We start from the raw sequence: 18466 nt of genomic DNA, 5'->3' as shown, positions 1-18466 counted from the left end.
AAGGAGATTTAACATGAAACTTGCAACAACATTGACCATTTTAACAACAGCATTCATATTAACGGTTGTGTTAGCACCTATCGCAATTCCACTTTTAAGAAGATTGAAGTTTGGTCAAAGCATTCGAGAAGAAGGTCCACAATCGCATATGAAAAAAGCAGGTACGCCGACGATGGGTGGAATCATTTACTTAGTAGCTATTATTGTGACTACATTGGTTACAGCTAATATCTTCAATTTATTTACAACACATACAGTCGTGCTGTTACTTGTATTAATTGGCTTTGGTGTGATTGGCTTTTTAGATGATGGCATTAAAGTAATTTTCAAGCGCAATTTAGGTTTGACGTCTTTACAAAAATTACTTGGTCAAATTATTATTGCGATTGCTGCATTTATGTTATTGCGATTAGGAACATTTGATACAGCTGTCGCAATTCCATTTACAGATTACTCAATTGATTTCGGTTTATTTTATGTAGCCTTCTTAATCTTTTGGCTTGTCGGCTTCTCTAATGCTGTTAATTTAACGGATGGATTAGATGGTCTTGTTGCAGGAACGGCATCCATTGCCTTTGCTGCCTTTGCTGTCATTGCCTTGTTTAATGAGCAGGCAGACATCGCATTAGTTGCATTTGCAATTACAGGCGCATTGCTAGGGTTTTTAATTTTTAATATCAATCCAGCTAAAGTATTTATGGGTGATACAGGCTCATTAGCACTTGGTGGAGCACTAGCGATGATTTCAATTTTAATCAAGGCAGAGCTTTTATTGTTATTAGTTGGGTTAGTGTTTGTTATTGAAACATTGTCAGTTATTTTGCAGGTAGGAAGCTTTAAATTGCGCAAAAAGCGAATTTTTAAGATGAGCCCAATCCATCACCATTTTGAATTATCTGGTTGGTCTGAGTGGAAGGTTGTTTTAGTATTTTGGTTTACAGGGTTAGTTGTGGCATTAATCGCAGTAATAATGGAGGCGTTTCTATGATTCACTATACAGGATTGCAGCATAAAAAAGTGCTCGTATTAGGTCTTGCGAAAAGCGGTGTTGCAGCTGCTGAATTACTACATGACCTCGGGGCATTTGTGACAGTAAATGATGCGAAGTCATTTGATGCAAACCCAGAAGCGCAAAGCCTTTTAGCAAAGGGGATTACCGTTATTTGTGGTCGCCATCCAGAAGATTTACTTGATGAAGGATTTGAGTTAATTGTCAAAAATCCAGGTATTCCGTATAGCAATCCGATTATAGCAGATGCAATAAATCGGCAATTACCAGTCATTACGGAGATGGAGCTTGCATATTTAGTAAGTGAGGCTCCTTTTATTGGCATTACTGGCTCAAACGGTAAAACAACTACAACGACATTGCTGTTTGAAATGCTAGAGCATGGCAATCGACAGCCGTTAATTGCAGGGAATATCGGAACGGTTGCTTGTAGTGTAGCTGCCGCAGCAACGAAAGAGCAAGTTTTAGTGACAGAGCTTTCAAGCTTTCAATTAATGGGGACACGCACATTTAAGCCGCATATTGCCATTTTAACGAATATTTATGAGGCGCATTTAGACTATCATAGCTCCTTTGAGGAATATGCTGATGCAAAATTTGCGATTACACGCAATCAGGATGAGCATGATTATTTCATCTACAATGCAGAGCAGCCAATTGTAGCAGCGTATGCGGCCAAATCAAAGGCACAAAAAATTCCTTTTACAACAAGCGGAAGAGCTGCAGAAGGAATTAGTGCAGATGCGACAGCTATTTATTGGCAGGGAGAATATTTATTTGATCGTTCTAGCATCGTCTTGCCTGGAGAGCATAATTTACAAAATATTTTATGTGCTGTAGCGGCTGCATTGTTAGTGGAATGTCCACTTGCTGCGATAAAGGAGATTTTAGCAACATTTGCTGGCGTTAAGCATCGCACGCAATTTGTCCGCAATTGGCAAGGTGTGCAAATTTATAATGACTCCAAAGCGACAAACTGTCTTGCGACAAAAAGTGCCTTATCCGCATTTTCTCAACCGATTGTTCTTTTAGCTGGCGGTCTTGATCGTGGACATTCCTTTGAGGAATTGCGCAATGTCATGGGAAATGTAAAGGCGGTTGTTGCATTTGGTGAGACAGGGGCACGCTTTATTGAGTTTGCTAAATCGTGTGGTGTCGAGCAAACTGTTGCAGCGACGAATGTTGAGGATGCGGTGATGTATGCGGCGAAGCTTGTAACAGCAGGAGATGTCATGCTATTATCGCCAGCATGTGCAAGCTGGGATCAATATGCGAGCTTTGAAATTCGTGGTGATTTGTTTATTGATGCGGTAATGAAGCTTATTTAAAAAAGTCCTATAAGAAAGGATGCCCTTACTGACGCACTATTATCAGAAGCTATTCGCTTTTTGTGCATTGCTGTTAACGATAATTGGAATTGTATTTGTGTACTCAGCTAGTACATATTGGAGCGCAATTCATTATGAAGGACAAACGCCCTTTTATATTAAACAAATGATTTATTTTGTTATAGCATGTCTTGTATTTGTCATGATTATAAAAGGTCCAGCGTTAACTGAAAAAAAGCTTTTCATGCTTTATTTGTTTTCTTTATTGCTGCTTGTGCTTGTGTTAATACCAGGTATTGGGATTTGGCGTAACGGTTCTCGAAGCTGGATTGGTATTGGTCCATTAACACTTCAGCCAGCAGAGCTTGTGAAAATTACAACATTGCTATATTTAAGTGCACGGCTTTCAAAGGTGAAGTCCTTTGAAAAAGTTGTAAAGCTAGAGCATTTCATCATCATATTTTTACCAGTGATTTTGATTATGCTACAGCCCGATTTTGGCTCTGTTTTTATTTTAGTTGTGACAGCCTTTATTGTACTTTTTATCGCAAAGTATCCGATTAAGCTGTATATTTTTTTAATGCTAGCTGGTGGAGCTGGCTTAATAGGGCTCATCATTTCAGCACCATATCGCTTAGAGCGTATTAAATCCTTTTTAGATCCATGGTCTGATCCGCTTGGCAGTGGCTTTCAGGCAGTGCAATCTTTAATGGCTATAGGACCAGCAGGATTATTTGGACATGGTTTTTTGCAAAGTCGCCAAAAATATTTGTATTTACCAGAGCCACAAAATGATTTTATTTTCTCGATTATATTAGAGGAAATGGGATTCGTTGGTGGGGGCGTAATATTAGTTTTATTTGCTACTTTATTTTATTGCGGCTATACGTTAGCCATTCGAGCATATGGTTTAGAGCAATTTTATATGATAAGTGCTTTAACGACGATGCTCGTGCTACAAACTTGTTTGAATATTGGTGTAGTTATTGGTCTATTACCAGTAACTGGGGTAACGCTACCATTCATTAGCTACGGTGGCACTTCATTAATCGTTATTTGGATAACGGTTGCGCTCATTATAAAAATCAATTACGCCGAGACGTAATGAATTTGATATTGAAAAGCAATTTTTCTCTCTTAGGACAATGAAAAATAGTAAATGAATACAACAGGAAGGAGGAGTAAAAATTGAAAAAAGTAATTGATATAGAAGAACGTATCCCTACACTAAGAGCGAAACGTCGGCGGCGCTCAAACGTTAAATTTATTTTATTAACAACAATATTCGGTGTGATTTTATTTTTACTCCTTTACTTCCAATCACCTTATAGTGATATTAAAACAATTGATGTCACCGGTGGAAGTATTGAAGATGAGACATTTTATAAGGAGCAATCAGGCTTGAATGTTGGAGACTCTATGTGGAGCTTTAAAGAAAATGATATTGAGGCTCGAATATTGAAGCAAGATTGGGTGAAGGCCGTCACTGTTAAGCGAAAATGGCTGACAACAGTTTCTATTCAAATAGAGGAATGGAGCAAGGTAGCCTATATAGCAAAGGATAGTAACTTTTATCCGATGCTAGAAAATGGTGTGATTTTATCATGGCAGGACAAGCTTGTGCCAATTGATGCACCGATATTTCTTGAGTTTGATGATGAAAAAGTTCGCAAACGTCTATTAAAGGAGCTTGCCAAGCTAAATAAAGAGGTGTTAGCGATGATTTCACAAATTAAAGCAACACCAACAGCTACTGACCCCTATGCAATTACTTTATTTATGAATGATGGCTATGAGGTACGTGCAGAAATTACAACGCTTGCGAGTAAGCTAAATCATTATCCAAAAATTGTGGCAGTAATTGAAAATACAGAGGGGCATGAAAAAGGCGTTATTGACATTGAAGTAGGGGAGTATTATCGCTCTTATGTCAAAGAGTATGCCCAAGTTGAGAACGTTGAGGACGAGCAACAAGGAGTGGAGCAAAATGAAGAACAATCAGAGGAATAATAGGCCCTCCTTGTTTCAACGTAAATATTTTATTATGCTGATTGTTTGTATCATGATAGGCTTTATCATTGGTATTTCCTATAATTTAACAAAGGATAATAAGAAATTAAGCTCACGCTCACCTATCTATTTACAACAGCAGGAAACATATCGTGAAGAGCTCATTACTCAGCAAGAGCGTAATAAAGAGCTAGCCGATGAGCTGAATCATTTGCAGCAAACCATTCGCAGCTATGAGAAGAATTTAACAGCTAATGCAGAGCAGCATGAGGATTTAGTGGCAGAGGCGGAGCGCTTACGACTTTTGCTTGGTGATATTGCGGGGCAAGGACAAGGCATCCGCTTAACGTTAGCAGATGGCGCGTATGATCCAAATTCGACGAATCCAAATGATTATATCGTGCATGAAAGCCATATTTTTAAAGTGCTAACAGAGCTGAAAATTGCAGGAGCAGAGGCAATTGCTATTAACGGCCAGCGCTTAAAAACAAATTCTTATATAAGCTGTAATGGTCCTGTCATTACGATTGATGGTAAGCAATCGCCAGCGCCATTTGTTATTGAAGCGATAGGAGAGCCGAATACGCTTATTGCCTCATTAGAAATTCCAGGAGGCGTTTTTGATCAATTATTAAATGAGCAAATTAATGTGACCTTTGAAAAAAGCAATTTAATTTCCATGCCTTCCAATACGGCAGAAAGTTGAGGGGGGAGGTAAATGAAGAAGAATAAAAGCTTGCATATTACGCTTATTTCTTTTGTCATAGGCTTTATGCTAGCTGTGCAGTATAACACGATGCAAAATCCAGAGGAACGAGATACGAGGGATATTTGGGAAATTAGACAAGCACTATCCGAGGAAAAAAAGCGCCATTCTGAATTATTAACAAATATTCAAGCAATGAATGAAGTCGTAAGTAAATACGAGGATGTGAACTCAAGCAATCCAGAGCTTGTATTGCAAGAAACAGTTCTTGATTTACATCGTCAAATTGGATTAGCACCTGTTACAGGACCAGGTTTAACGCTTACAATTAAACCTGCCAAAGAATTAATTGAGTATGGCTATGAGATAGAGGCAATCTCTCCAGAGCTTTTATTTCGTTTAGTTAATGATATTTATCGGAATGGTGGTCAATATGTTGAAATTGATGGTCAGCGACTTCTATATACCTCAGCTATTCGAGATATTAATGGAGCCACAACAATTAATAGTGTGCCAATTAGCAAAACGGATGTCGAAGTGAAAATTATTATGCCATCTAAAGAACTAGCGCAAAAATTGTATAATTATTTGCTTTCATCTTCATTAATGGACGAGTTTTATATTGATAATCTAGAGCTCGTTGTTGGCGATGTGAAAAGCTTTATTCAAATTAAAAATATAGCAACTCAAATAACTAAGAGCTATTTGAGCGAAGCAACTAAAGGGGATTAGAATATGTGGCTGCCATTATTAGGACTGATTTTAGGTGTTGCGCTAGGTCTATTAACGGATATTCAAATTCCAGCAGTGTATGAAAATTATTTATCGATTGCAGTGTTGGCTGCACTTGATACAATGTTTGGTGGTATACGCGCAAAATTGCAGGAAGTATACGATGATAAAGTATTTATATCAGGCTTTTTCTTTAACATTGCACTTGCAGCAGGTCTTGCCTTTTTAGGTGTCCATATCGGTGTTGATTTATATTTAGCCGCAATTTTTGCATTTGGTGTTCGCTTGTTTCAAAATATAGCGGTCATTCGACGTATACTATTAACGAAACTGGATGAAAGAAAAGTAAAAAAACAAGAAATATAATAAATTTTTAGAGTGAATTGCTAGGAAATAAGCGGTAAAGTATATATAGATAGCCAATTTGCTTCATTTTCTAAGTTATCATATTCGTTGTAAGTCTAGCGCAATTTAATAGGTATTTAGACATTTATTAAAAAAGTAGCTATCTCTTTAACGATAGAGGTGGGAGTATTGTACTGAATGAAGAGAAATCTCATTAAAATTTCATTACAAAAGCGAATAAGCTTAGACAACAACGAAAAATTGCAATAGAATGAACATTAGGAGTATTAGAAGGAGGTGCAGCGAGTTGAGTCAACAGGATATTTATATTTCGCTGGATATTGGATCATCCTCTATTAAAGTGCTAATAGGTGAAATGAGTGAGCAACAATTACATGTAATTGGTGTCGGTCATGTAAAATCGACTGGAATTCGTAAAGGCGCCATTGTTGATATTGATGCAACGGTACAATCAATTAAAAAAGCAGTTGAGCAAGCTGAAAGAATGACAGGGATTAAAATACACGATGTAATACTAGGTGTGCCAGCAAATCAAACATTTTTACAACCGGTAAAAGGTGTCGTTGCTGTAAATAGTGAAAATCGTGAAATTGGTGATGACGATTTAGAACGCGTCATTGAGTCTGCACAAGTTATGTCTATCCCGCCAGAGCGTGAGTTAGTAAACTTAATACCTAAGCAGTTTATTGTGGATAATCTTGATGAAATTAAAGACCCGCGCGGTATGATAGGCATTCGTTTAGAAATGGATGCAACAATGATTACAACTTCAAAAACTTTACTACATAACGTGTTGCGTTGTGTAGAGCGAGCTGGTTTACAAATTCGAGAAATTTATTTACAGCCTTTAGCAGCAGGTTATTTTGCTTTGACAGAAGATGAAAAAAATCAGGGCACTGCTTACATCGATTTAGGTGGCGGTTCAACAACAATTGCTGTCTTTGAAGAAGGCTTATTAAAGCATACAGGAGTTATCCCAGTAGGTGGGGAACATATTACAAAAGACTTATCGATTGTCCTAAAAACACCGACTGAGCAAGCTGAAAAAATAAAAAGACAATTTGGACATGCTTTCTATGATGATGCCTCAGATGATGAGTTGTTTGAAGTACCTGTAGTAGGGACAGATGCAACAGATCAATATAATCAACGTTATATTGCTGAAATTATTGGGGTACGTCTAGAAGAAATGTTTGAGCTCGTGCTAGATGAACTAGCACGTCTAGGTGTTAGCGATTTGCCAGGAGGTATTGTTATTACTGGTGGTGTTGCACAGCTAGAAGGTCTTGCCCAGCTTGCACGAGAAGTAATGCAAACACGTGTAAGGGTGTTTGTACCAGATTATATAGGTGTACGCGACCCAGCATTTACAACATCAGTAGGATTAATTCGTTATGCATATGCAGATGATAAGTTCTACGGAAGAAGTGCGGTCACAGATGCTTCACCATATATTGCGGTAACATCGCAAGCAGCTCCTACTAAAAAGCAATCTCAGCAAGTAGAATACACAGATAATAGTAATAAAGTGAGCGTTATTGATAAAGCAAAAAATATCTTTAATAAGTTCTTTGAATAGTAGGCTTACGAAAAGTCGAGTGAAGTGGGAGGATAAATGAATGTTAGAATTTGATACAAGTAGTGATCAGCTTGCTGTCATTAAAGTAATAGGTGTAGGTGGCGGCGGTAATAATGCTGTAAATCGTATGATTGAACATGGTGTACAAGGTGTAGACTTTATCGCTGTAAATACTGATGCTCAAGCTTTAAATTTATCAAAAGCCGAACATAAATTACAGATTGGCGGAAAGCTTACTAGAGGTTTAGGAGCAGGTGCAAACCCGGAAGTAGGGAAAAAGGCGGCTGAAGAAAGCCGTGAGCAAATTGAAGAAGTGTTACGTGGCGCTGATATGGTATTCGTTACTGCAGGTATGGGCGGTGGTACTGGTACTGGTGCAGCTCCAGTAATCGCTCAAATTGCACGCGATTTAGGTGCATTAACAGTAGGGGTTGTGACACGACCATTTTCATTTGAAGGCCGTAAGCGTCAAACACAAGCTGTAGGTGGCATCGGTGCAATGAAAGAAGCTGTCGACACATTAATTGTTATCCCAAATGATAAGCTATTACAAATTGTTGATAAATCAACGCCTATGCTAGAAGCATTCCGTGAGGCAGATAATGTATTGCGTCAAGGGGTACAAGGTATTTCAGATTTAATTGCAACACCTGGTTTAATCAACTTAGACTTTGCCGATGTGAAAACAATTATGTCTGATAAAGGCTCAGCCTTGATGGGAATTGGTATCGCTGCTGGTGAAAACCGCGCGACAGAGGCTGCTAAAAAAGCAATTTCAAGCCCTCTGCTTGAAACATCAATCGATGGTGCAAAAGGTGTTATCATGAATATTACAGGTGGCACAAACTTAAGCTTATTCGAAGTACAAGAAGCAGCAGATATTGTGGCTTCTGCATCAGATGAAGAAGTAAATATGATTTTTGGTTCTGTTATTAATGATAACTTAGATGATGAAATTATCGTAACAGTTATTGCGACAGGCTTCTCAGATGATATATTAACACAACGTCAAAACGTGCGCCCGAGTATGGGGGCGAGACAGCAACAAGCTCCTGCACAGCAGCAAACGTCTCGTCAAGAGCCTGTACAGCAGGAAGCACCACGTCAAACACAAAACTATCAACAAGAAGATACACTAGATATTCCAACATTTTTACGTAACCGTAGAAATCGTGGGTAGCAAATGATGAGGATGTTAGGAAAGGCAAAAGCTTTTCCTAACATCCTCATTTTTGTTTTGCTCATGAAAATAGCCGATAAAGAGATTCACTTCTATAATGACCTCACAACAAGGCCTCTCTATTTTACTTTTTTTACTAGTCAATATTTCTAAAGAAAATACGAATAGCTACAGAAAGAGTGCTGTATTACTCTCATTTTTTCTATCGTTCCCTGCCTATTTTGTCAATTTCCCAATTTTTTTGCGTTTTCTTGTCTAAATTTTTTATGAAATGAATACAATGAAGTGACAATTTCTAACATAGTGTTAATGGTAAGCTTCTAACTAGGAGGAAGCGATACATGGTTGGCGAATGGCTTGTATTAATAAATACACTATTTAATTATTTACTCGTCTTGTTTATAAGCAAAATAACTAATGTCTATGTGACGAAAAGGCGAGCTTTATTTGCTGCTTTTATAAGTGGTGCAATTAGTGCAATTTTCACACAATCATTTATGGTTGCTGTTATAAGTGCCCTTTTATTAGCTGGCATAGCCTTTTCATTCCAATATCGTATTTTACTGAAACAAACAGCAGTACTTGTTGTGGCAACGATATTTCTAGGAGGCTTATTAACAGCAGTACAACCTTTTTTAGCAGGTCGTTCATTGCTTTTTTATATTGTACTTTGTAGCCTGCTTGCCATTTTTAGCTCAAAAGGGGCAGAAATAAAATGGCGCAACTTTTGGCAACAAAAAATACAGGCAAGCTATGTAGTAACATGTAAATTGCATTTAGGTGATACAAAATTGGAGCTACGGGGCTTTATCGATACGGGAAATATGTGTACAGAGCCTATTAGTCAACAACCTGTACATTTTATTTCCTATCAGATGATTAAGGATAAGCTACCTGATGCTATCAATGAGGCAATCACTTTATGGGATGCGGCATCACCTTATAATTTGTCGATGTTTCCACGTGAGTGGTTAACATCTATTCGTCTAATACCATTGACCACTGTGCAAAGTAAGGCGATTGTACCTGCATTTCGTTTAACAGAATGGACGATTAATGAACAAAAGGTGACGGGACATTATGTCGTACTAACGAAAAATGATGCCAATTTTCCGCAGCAAGCTGATATGATGCTTCATGTTTTAGCGCTTTCCAGTCAACAATAAAGGAGGAGAATGATTGATTCAAAAACTAGTAGCGTATTTGCAAAATATTTGGAGTAAGTTCTTTCGCAAAGGAACATACTATATAGGAGGACATGATTCATTGCCAGTACCATTGACTAGAGAAGAAGAATTAACTGTCGTTGAAGCCTTTATGAATGGGGATTTATCCGCAAGAGATACATTGATTGAACGAAATTTGCGTCTCGTTGTTTATATCGCAAGACGCTTTGATAATACAGGTACACCGATTGAGGATTTAATTAGTATTGGTTCGATTGGCTTAATTAAAGCGATTGAAACATTTAATAAAGAAAAAAATATAAAGCTCGCAACATATGCTTCACGCTGTATTGAAAATGAAATTTTAATGCATTTACGAAAAACAAGCCGTATGAAAGGTGAAGTATCATTTGATGAGCCACTGAATTCTGATGCGGATGGCAATGAGTTATTGCTATCGGATATTTTAGGTACAGAGGTGCATATTATAACGAATGATGTGGAGCGCAAAATCGAGCGTCAACATATGTTTAGTGCAATTAATTGCCTAAACCCACGAGAAAAATACATTATGGAATGTCGTTTTGGTTTAAATGGTAAAGAAGAAATGACACAAAAGGAAGTAGCTGATCATTTAGGAATTTCGCAATCATACATTTCACGCTTAGAGAAAAAAATAATATTGGAATTGCGCGAATATTTAAATGCGCCAATTGCATAACTTGGATGAATTTGCCGTCCATTTTTACGCATAGCCTACTTTATCCCGGGACAAACTGAACGAAAGATAATCGTTCGGAGGGGAATAGTTGATGCGAACAAAAGTAGAGCTATGTGGTGTAGACACAGCAAAGCTCCCAGTGTTAAAACATGAGGAAATGCGTGAGTTATTCGTTCAATTACAAGCGGGAAATATCGCTGTACGTGAGGAGCTTGTTATTTGTAATTTACGTTTAGTATTAAGTATTGTAGGACGCTTTTCATATCGTGGTGAGCAGGCTGATGATTTATTCCAAGTGGGCTGTATCGGTTTATTAAAAGCAATCGATCATTTTGATTTAAAGCATAATGTACGTTTTTCGACATATGCTGTACCGATGATTATCGGAGAGATTCGCAGACATTTGCGTGACCATCATGCGCTGCGTGTATCACGCTCATTGCGAGACATTGCTTACAAAGCGATGCAGGCAAAAGAGCGATTTATCACGGAAAATTTATATGAGCCAACGATTGAACAATTAGCAGCGGCGATTGAAATGAAGCCAGAGGATGTGCTATTTGCACTCGATGCCATTCAAGATCCTGTTTCATTGCAGGAGCCAATTTATTCCGATGGCGGTGATGCGATGTATTTAATGGATCAGCTAAAGGGCGATGTGTCTGAGGATCAATGGGTTGATTATGTGTCAGTGAAGGAAAGTCTGCAAAAATTAGATGAAAGACAGCAGCTTATTGTAGCGAAACGCTTTTACTATGGTGAAACGCAGACGGAGATTGCTAAATCATTGGGCATTTCACAGGCACAAATTTCACGCTTAGAAAAAAGCGCAATCGAAATGATGCAGGCCGATTATTTGCAGTAATAGGTGAGCGTTGCTAGTGCACTACTTGCACTTATCTGTTTTAAAATTAAAAAAAAAGACTTTGAAGTCCATAAAAGTAACCATTTTCTTAATGGTGAATATTTCAAGAAGAAAGCGGTCTAACGTGCCACTTTCAGACGATATAATAATGAAAATCCACTTAGACGCACTCGTTGTAAGTGGATTTTTTTATTTTAGAGTGCCAGGCACACCTACAATTTAGACACAATTCGAGGAGTGGATATGATGCGTTTTTCAGTGGCGCAGCAAAAGGAAATTATTGAGGCAGGAAGTGGCCGCTTTATCGGCTATATTGTTGATGCTGAAATTTGCGAAAAGAGCGGTATGATTACAGGGTTTCTTGTAGCAGAGCCGAAAAAAATATTGCATATTTTTCAGGGGGAAGAAGTAACACGAAAAATTTCTATAAATGATATTTTGACAATTGGTAAGGATGTTATTTTAGTAAAAGGTGTTTTGGCATAGAGGGAAAGAATGATAATAACTTAAGCTATTCATTGATAAATTATAGTAGGCTTGTTACAATGAAACAAAGTAAAAATACTTGAAAGACTAATACTACGTTAGTAATAAACAACAGCTCATAGAATTTTTGATTTATCGTGAGCATTTGTTCATATATAATACAATTAAAGTGAATAAATTTTGAATGTAAAGTTGGGAAAGCATTGGCAAAAATTATTGAAAACTTAGCACAAATTCAAGTGAATATAGACCAGGCGAAAGAACGAAGTAATTACGGGCAGCCAGTCCAGATTATTGCTGTTACAAAGGAAGTAGATGTAGCACGTACAGCAGAAGCGATTGATGCAGGCTTGTTACATTTAGGTGAAAACCGTCCAGAAGGATTATTAGTGAAAAGAGAAGCGATACAGCAATTTGCTAATTGGCATTACATCGGCTCATTGCAAACGCGTAAAGTAAAGCAAGTAATTAATGAAATTGATTATTTACATTCACTAGACCGCTTAAGCCTAGCTGAGGAAATTGAAAAGCGAGCACAGCATGTTGTGAAATGCTTTGTGCAAGTAAATGTGTCAGGCGAAGAATCAAAGCATGGGTTAACTGCTGAAGAAACAATTGATTTTCTGCATAGCTTAGCAAATATGACAAAAATTGAAGTTGTTGGTTTAATGACAATGGCTCCATATTCAGATAATAAAGAGCTGATACGGTCAGTATTTCGCAATTTGAAAAAATTACAGCAGGAAGTTGTGGCATTAAAACTACCATATGCGCCTTGTACAGAACTTTCAATGGGGATGTCCAACGATTACGAAATTGCCGTTGAGGAAGGTGCGACATTTGTAAGAATCGGCACAGCTCTTGTTGGCTAGAAGGAAGGGATAAAATATGAGCATGAAAAATAAAATAAAAAATTTCTTTTATTTAGACGAGGAAGAAGAAATGGAAGTAGCGCAGCAATCAACGCCCAAAACTTCATATGAGCCGCCGAAGCAACAAGAACAGCCCAAACCAGTCGTTAATAATCGCGTGAAAAAAGAACGTAAAATTCAAGTGCATGAAGAGCCCGCACAAGTGCATGCTGTGAATAATGTCGTAAGCTTACAGGCAGCAGTGTCATCAAAAGGCTCGAAGGTGATATTGATTGAGCCACGTGTCTACGCAGAAGCACAGGATATTGCAGAGCATTTGAAAAATAAGCGTGCAACGATTGTCAATTTACAACGTATCGATATTGATCAAGGTAGACGCATTATTGATTTTTTAAGCGGTACAGTATATGCGTTAGGTGGCGATATTCAACGAGTAGGTGTAGATATTTTCTTATGTACACCGGATAATGTTGAGGTTTCAGGAGAGATTTCAAGCTATTTAGAAGATATTTAAAATTAGTGAGGATATAATTTATATGATGATTTTTCAAATTATTAACCAAGTTTTTACAATATACACATTTATGATTATTGGTTATATTTTAATGTCTTGGATACCAGCAGCACAGGATTCAGCAGTAGGTCGTTTTTTAGCAACATTAGTAGAACCTTATTTGGGGATTTTTAGAAAATTCATTCCACCACTAGGGATGATTGATATTTCCCCAATCGTTGCATTGTTTGCATTGCGTTTTATTCAGCAAGGAGTTATTACTGTCGCAAGCTATATCGTATTTTAAACATTTGCCTCCTTTTAGGGGGCTTTTATTATATTTACTGACAAATGGAGAGAAAAGATGGAACATTTAATTCAGCATTTTCGCAAAGATGAGCAGCCTTTTATTGAACAAGTTGTTGGCTGGCAACGAGAGGTAGAGGATCGCTATGCACCAAAATTGACGGATTTTTTAGATCCGCGTCAACGCTTTATTGTGATGTCAGTTGTTGGACAAGTGGATGAGTTGCAAGTGAAATCAGCAGGCGTGTTTGATACTGCTGAGCGTGAGCGCATGATGATTGCGCCAAGCTATTTTGAGGCAGTAGCAGAAGATTTCCAAATTACGATATTTCGTGTCAATTATCCGGCTAAATTTGTCCAATTAAAGCATCCAGATGTGCTTGGGGCTTTATTGTCACTCGGCATAGATCGCAGTAAATTTGGTGATATTCGCGTAGCAGACAGTACAGCCCAGTTTGCCGTCGCGACAGAAGTAGCTGATTATGTGAGGGCGAATTTAACATCGATTGGCAAAGTAAAGATTCATGTCGAGGAATTAGATGAACAAGCTCCTTTAATTCAAACAGAGGAAGAATGGGGAGAGCAGCTTGTGCTTATTTCATCGATGAGGCTGGATGTTGTACTTGCTACTGTCTTAAATATGTCACGTCAAAAATCACAAAGCTTAGTAACATCAGGAAGAGTGAAGGTCAATTGGACAGAGCGTGAGCATGTAAGCTTTGAATTGCAGGAAGGCGATATCGTATCTGTCAGAGGCTTCGGACGCTTCAAAATACTGATGACTGAAGGACGAACAAAAAAGGATAAAATCCGATTACAAATAGGACGTTTAGAGCAAAAATCATAAATATCGCTGTTTTTTATGAATTTTCGTGTTCATAATGGCATAAAAGCTTTATAATAGATGAAAAGATGATATGGATAAAGGAGTGTCATGTAATGCCGTTATCACCGCTTGATATACATAATAAGGAGTTTACGAGAGGCTTTCGCGGCTATGTGGAAGATGAAGTAAATGAATTTTTAAATCAAATTATTAAAGACTATGAAATTATTTTGCGCGATAAAAAAGAGCTTGAAGAAAAAGTGAAAATGATGTCAGAGCAAATTAGTCATTTCAATACATTAGAGAATACTTTACAAAAATCAATCGTTGTAGCACAAGATGCTGCTGAAGAGCTTCGTCGCAATTCACAAAAGGAAGCGAAGCTAATCGTCAAGGAAGCAGAAAAAAATGCTGACCGTATCGTGAACGATGCTTTAACAAAGGCAAGAAAAATTACGATTGAAATTGACGAACTAAAAAAGCAATCAAAGGTGTTCCGCAACCGTTTCAAAATGCTTGTAGAAGCACAGCTTGATTTGCTGAATACCGATGATTGGGAGCATTTACTTGAATACGATGTTGATTTAACAGATATTCAAGAGCAGGTGAAGGTTGTAGAGGACATCGAAAAATAATTTGAGCGTTGCTATAGCGCTTGACGTTTTTTTCTGTTTTTCATATACTGAGTTATATATGCACAATGGCACTTAAGGAAGACAGTATGTTTTAATTGCTGACTAGCGATCTGGGGATAGTGGGAGCTCAGACGAAACAATTAGAGCAGAACATCACTTCTAAGCTAAATTACTGAAAACAAAAATGAGTAAGTAATTTCGTTTGACGCAACGTTACAGCGTTCTAAGAGACACAAACTTTTGTGTAAATTAGGGTGGTACCACGAGTTATAGCTTCTCGTCCCTTTTTGAGGGATGAGAAGCTTTTTTTTATTTATCTAAGGAGGGTTTTAAACAAATGGTAGAGTATAAAGACACGTTATTAATGCCGAAAACAGATTTCCCAATGCGTGGAAATTTGCCAGCAAATGAGCCGAAAATGCAAGAAAAATGGAATGAACAAAATATTTATCAGCTTGTTACTGAGCGCACGAAGGATCGCCCACATTATGTACTGCATGATGGACCTCCATATGCGAACGGCGACATCCATATTGGTCATGCGTTAAATAAAGTGTTAAAGGATATGATCGTACGTCATCGTTCAATGACAGGCTATCATGCACCATACGTGCCAGGTTGGGATACGCATGGCTTACCGATTGAGCAAGCATTAACAAACAAAGGCGTTAAGCGCAAAGAAATGTCAGTAGCAGAATTCCGCCAGCTTTGTGAGGAATATGCCTATGAGCAAATCGCTAATCAACGTGAACAATTTAAACGTTTAGGTGTGCGTGGCGATTGGGAAAATCCATATATCACATTAAAGCCTGAATTTGAAGCACGTCAAATTGAAGTGTTCGGTAAAATGGCGGAAAAAGGCTATATTTATAAAGGCTTAAAGCCAGTTTATTGGTCACCATCATCTGAATCAGCATTAGCGGAAGCAGAAATCGAATATAAAGATGTCAAATCTGCATCGATTTATGTAAGCTTTGCGATTAAAGATGCAAAAGGTGTTGTGCCAGCAGATGCGAAATTTATTATTTGGACAACAACGCCTTGGACATTACCAGCAAACCTTGGTATTACAGTAAACCCAGAATTAACATACGTTGTTGTCGCAGTAGCTGACAATAAATTTATTATCGCAAAAGATTTACTTGAAACAATCGCACAAGAATTAGCATGGGAAAGCTATGAAATTGTGCAGGAGCTACAAGGTGAAGCATTAGACCGTGTTGTAGCAGCACATCCATTCTACGACCGTGATTCACTTGTGATGCTTGGCGACCACGTTACAGCAGATGCTGGTACAGGCTGCGTTCATACTGCACCAGGACACGGGGAAGACGACTTTAATGTCGGGAAGTTATATGGCTTAGAGGTGTTATCACCTGTTGATAATCGTGGCTGTTATACGAGCGAAGCACCGGGCTTTGAAGGTCTTTTCTACGATGATGCGAACAAAGTGATTACGGAAAAATTAAAGGAAGTTGGTGCATTAGAAAAGCTTAACTTCTTCACACACTCATACCCACATGACTGGCGTACAAAAAAACCTGTTATTTATCGTGCAACGCCACAATGGTTTGCATCTGTTGAAATGTTCCGTAGTGAATTACTAGATGCTGTCAAAGCAACAGAATTCACACCAGCATGGGGTGAAACACGTTTATATAATATGATTCGTGACCGTGGAGATTGGGTAATTTCCCGTCAGCGTGCATGGGGCGTGCCGATTCCAATTTTCTATGCGGAAAATGGTGAGCCGATTATTACACCAGAAACGATTGCACATATTGCAGCATTGTTCCGTGAGCACGGCTCAAATATTTGGTTCCAAAAAGAAGCGAAGGAACTATTACCAGAAGGCTTTACACATCCAGGTAGCCCGAACGGTGAGTTTACGAAAGAAAACGATATTATGGACGTTTGGTTCGATTCAGGCTCGTCACATCAAGGCGTACTAGTAGAGCGTGGTATGCAGTATCCGGCAGACCTTTATTTAGAAGGCTCTGACCAACACCGCGGCTGGTTCAATTCATCGTTAATTACATCTGTTGCAATTAATGGTCATGCACCATATAAAGGCTTATTAACACATGGCTTCGTATTAGATGGCGAAGGACGCAAAATGAGTAAGTCGTTAGGCAATGTTATCATCCCGCAAAAGGTAATGGATCAATATGGTGCAGATATTTTGCGTTTATGGGTGGCGTCTGTTGACTACACAGGTGATGTGCGTATTTCAATGGATATGTTAAAGCAAGTATCGGAAGTATATCGTAAAATCCGTAACACATTGCGTTTCTTACATGGTAACGTAGCAGACTTCAATCCAGCGACAGACCGCGTTGCTTATAGTGAGCTACGTGAGATGGATCAATATATGTATATGCGCCTGCAAGACGTATTAAAAACAGTACGTGCGGCTTATGACCGCTACGAGTTTTCAACAGTTTATACAGTTGTCAACAATTTCGTAGCAATAGAGTTATCTTCCTTCTATTTAGATATCGCTAAAGACGTTGTCTATATTGAAGGTGCAGATCAAAAAGATCGTCGTGCAATGCAAACAGTGATGTATGATACGTTAATGACATTGTTAAAAGTATTGACGCCAATTTTACCGCATACAACAGATGAAATGTGGTCTTACTTAGGTCAAGAGGAAGCGTCTGTACAATTAACAGACTTCCCAGAAGTTGATGAGCAAGCAAACTTCGAAGAGCTACGCGTAAAATGGACAAAGATTATTGCGGTACGTGATGAAGTGTTAAAAGCATTAGAGGAAGCGCGTAATGCGAAAACAATCGGTAAATCGTTAGAGGCAAAATTAACGGTTTATGCAGATGAAGAAGTAGCAACATTACTACAGGACGCTAATATCAACTTTGCACAATTATCTATCGTTTCAGCATTTGAAGTAGCTGGCGTGAAAGCAGATGCACCAGCAAATGCTTTAGTTTTAGATAAAACAGCAATTGTTGTCGAAAAAGCAGAAGGTGAAAAATGTGAGCGCTGCTGGACAATTACACCAACTGTTGGCACAAATGCTAAGCATACGACATTATGTGCTCGCTGTGCGGATGTTGTAGAAAAATATTATATTTAACTTAATTCAGCAATGTTTATTGCTGATTCAAATCAAGCCACTGACACAATTACACTGAGGCATAATTGATAAATAATTTTAGCTAAATA

At 38.2% G+C, this 18466-nt stretch carries 19 protein-coding genes and 1 other annotated feature; all 19 genes read left to right on the top strand.

The window, feature by feature from the left end:
- Positions 1 to 13: 13 nt before the first annotated feature.
- The 19 genes from mraY (at position 14) to ileS (ending at position 18377) form a co-directional block, all read left to right on the top strand.
- Entirely contained in the window at positions 14 to 988 is a 975-nt protein-coding gene (mraY, locus tag R6U77_RS19485) for a phospho-N-acetylmuramoyl-pentapeptide-transferase (protein WP_293922092.1), read from the top strand.
- Complete coding sequence (murD, locus tag R6U77_RS19480; RefSeq protein WP_319836879.1) at positions 985 to 2337, top strand: UDP-N-acetylmuramoyl-L-alanine--D-glutamate ligase; 1353 nt, start codon at positions 985 to 987, stop codon at positions 2335 to 2337. Before mraY ends, murD begins: the two co-directional genes overlap by 4 nt.
- Before the next feature lie 19 nt (positions 2338 to 2356).
- Complete coding sequence (gene ftsW / locus R6U77_RS19475; protein ID WP_293922088.1) at positions 2357 to 3442, top strand: putative lipid II flippase FtsW; 1086 nt, start codon at positions 2357 to 2359, stop codon at positions 3440 to 3442.
- A gap of 83 nt (positions 3443 to 3525) precedes the next feature.
- Positions 3526 to 4347 carry a cell division protein FtsQ/DivIB gene (locus tag R6U77_RS19470; RefSeq protein WP_319836878.1) on the top strand — a complete coding sequence of 274 codons (822 nt, stop codon included), beginning with the start codon at positions 3526 to 3528 and terminating at the stop codon, positions 4345 to 4347.
- A complete protein-coding gene (locus R6U77_RS19465; RefSeq protein WP_319836877.1) occupies positions 4325 to 5053 on the top strand; it encodes a DUF881 domain-containing protein in 729 nt (242 codons plus the stop codon). The genes R6U77_RS19470 and R6U77_RS19465 overlap by 23 nt, the downstream gene beginning before the upstream one ends.
- Before the next feature lie 12 nt (positions 5054 to 5065).
- A complete protein-coding gene (locus R6U77_RS19460) occupies positions 5066 to 5785 on the top strand; it encodes a DUF881 domain-containing protein (protein ID WP_319836876.1) in 720 nt (239 codons plus the stop codon).
- A 3-nt stretch (positions 5786 to 5788) separates the two neighbouring features.
- Positions 5789 to 6151, top strand: coding sequence for a small basic family protein (locus R6U77_RS19455; RefSeq protein ID WP_293922081.1), 363 nt, complete (start codon positions 5789 to 5791; stop codon positions 6149 to 6151).
- Between the two features lie 286 nt (positions 6152 to 6437).
- The gene (gene ftsA / locus R6U77_RS19450) at positions 6438 to 7730 is read left to right on the top strand and encodes a cell division protein FtsA (protein ID WP_293922080.1); all 1293 of its coding nucleotides are present in this window, start codon (positions 6438 to 6440) and stop codon (positions 7728 to 7730) included.
- A 40-nt stretch (positions 7731 to 7770) separates the two neighbouring features.
- The gene (ftsZ, locus tag R6U77_RS19445) at positions 7771 to 8910 is read left to right on the top strand and encodes a cell division protein FtsZ (RefSeq protein ID WP_319836875.1); all 1140 of its coding nucleotides are present in this window, start codon (positions 7771 to 7773) and stop codon (positions 8908 to 8910) included.
- A gap of 341 nt (positions 8911 to 9251) precedes the next feature.
- Positions 9252 to 10076, top strand: coding sequence for a sigma-E processing peptidase SpoIIGA (locus tag R6U77_RS19440; RefSeq protein WP_293922077.1), 825 nt, complete (start codon positions 9252 to 9254; stop codon positions 10074 to 10076).
- A 16-nt stretch (positions 10077 to 10092) separates the two neighbouring features.
- Positions 10093 to 10797, top strand: coding sequence for an RNA polymerase sporulation sigma factor SigE (gene sigE / locus R6U77_RS19435; RefSeq protein ID WP_066170302.1), 705 nt, complete (start codon positions 10093 to 10095; stop codon positions 10795 to 10797).
- A 91-nt stretch (positions 10798 to 10888) separates the two neighbouring features.
- Entirely contained in the window at positions 10889 to 11662 is a 774-nt protein-coding gene (gene sigG, locus R6U77_RS19430) for an RNA polymerase sporulation sigma factor SigG (protein WP_319836874.1), read from the top strand.
- A 246-nt stretch (positions 11663 to 11908) separates the two neighbouring features.
- Positions 11909 to 12148: a YlmC/YmxH family sporulation protein gene (locus R6U77_RS19425; RefSeq protein ID WP_319836873.1), complete on the top strand. Its 240-nt coding sequence runs from the start codon at positions 11909 to 11911 to the stop codon at positions 12146 to 12148.
- Positions 12149 to 12351: 203 nt separating this feature from the next.
- Positions 12352 to 13020: a YggS family pyridoxal phosphate-dependent enzyme gene (locus R6U77_RS19420; protein ID WP_319836872.1), complete on the top strand. Its 669-nt coding sequence runs from the start codon at positions 12352 to 12354 to the stop codon at positions 13018 to 13020.
- A 16-nt stretch (positions 13021 to 13036) separates the two neighbouring features.
- Positions 13037 to 13534 carry a cell division protein SepF gene (locus tag R6U77_RS19415; RefSeq protein ID WP_319836871.1) on the top strand — a complete coding sequence of 166 codons (498 nt, stop codon included), beginning with the start codon at positions 13037 to 13039 and terminating at the stop codon, positions 13532 to 13534.
- Between the two features lie 22 nt (positions 13535 to 13556).
- Positions 13557 to 13820 carry a YggT family protein gene (locus R6U77_RS19410; protein ID WP_293922063.1) on the top strand — a complete coding sequence of 88 codons (264 nt, stop codon included), beginning with the start codon at positions 13557 to 13559 and terminating at the stop codon, positions 13818 to 13820.
- Between the two features lie 57 nt (positions 13821 to 13877).
- Positions 13878 to 14666 (top strand): YlmH family RNA-binding protein, encoded by a 789-nt coding sequence (locus R6U77_RS19405; RefSeq protein WP_319836870.1) that lies wholly within the window; start codon positions 13878 to 13880, stop codon positions 14664 to 14666.
- Positions 14667 to 14758: 92 nt separating this feature from the next.
- On the top strand, positions 14759 to 15280 hold the full coding sequence (locus R6U77_RS19400; protein ID WP_293922059.1) for a DivIVA domain-containing protein: 522 nt from the start codon (positions 14759 to 14761) through the stop codon (positions 15278 to 15280).
- 62 nt (positions 15281 to 15342) lie between these two features.
- Positions 15343 to 15568, top strand: a binding site (T-box leader).
- A gap of 49 nt (positions 15569 to 15617) precedes the next feature.
- Entirely contained in the window at positions 15618 to 18377 is a 2760-nt protein-coding gene (ileS, locus tag R6U77_RS19395; RefSeq protein WP_319836869.1) for an isoleucine--tRNA ligase, read from the top strand.
- The last annotated feature ends 89 nt before the right edge of the window (positions 18378 to 18466 follow it).

This window comes from Lysinibacillus louembei (assembly GCF_033880585.1).
GTDB lineage: Bacteria > Bacillota > Bacilli > Bacillales_A > Planococcaceae > Metasolibacillus > Metasolibacillus louembei.
The sequence above is the reverse complement of the archived record's forward strand: the minus strand, read 5'-3'. Positions and strand labels throughout refer to the sequence as shown.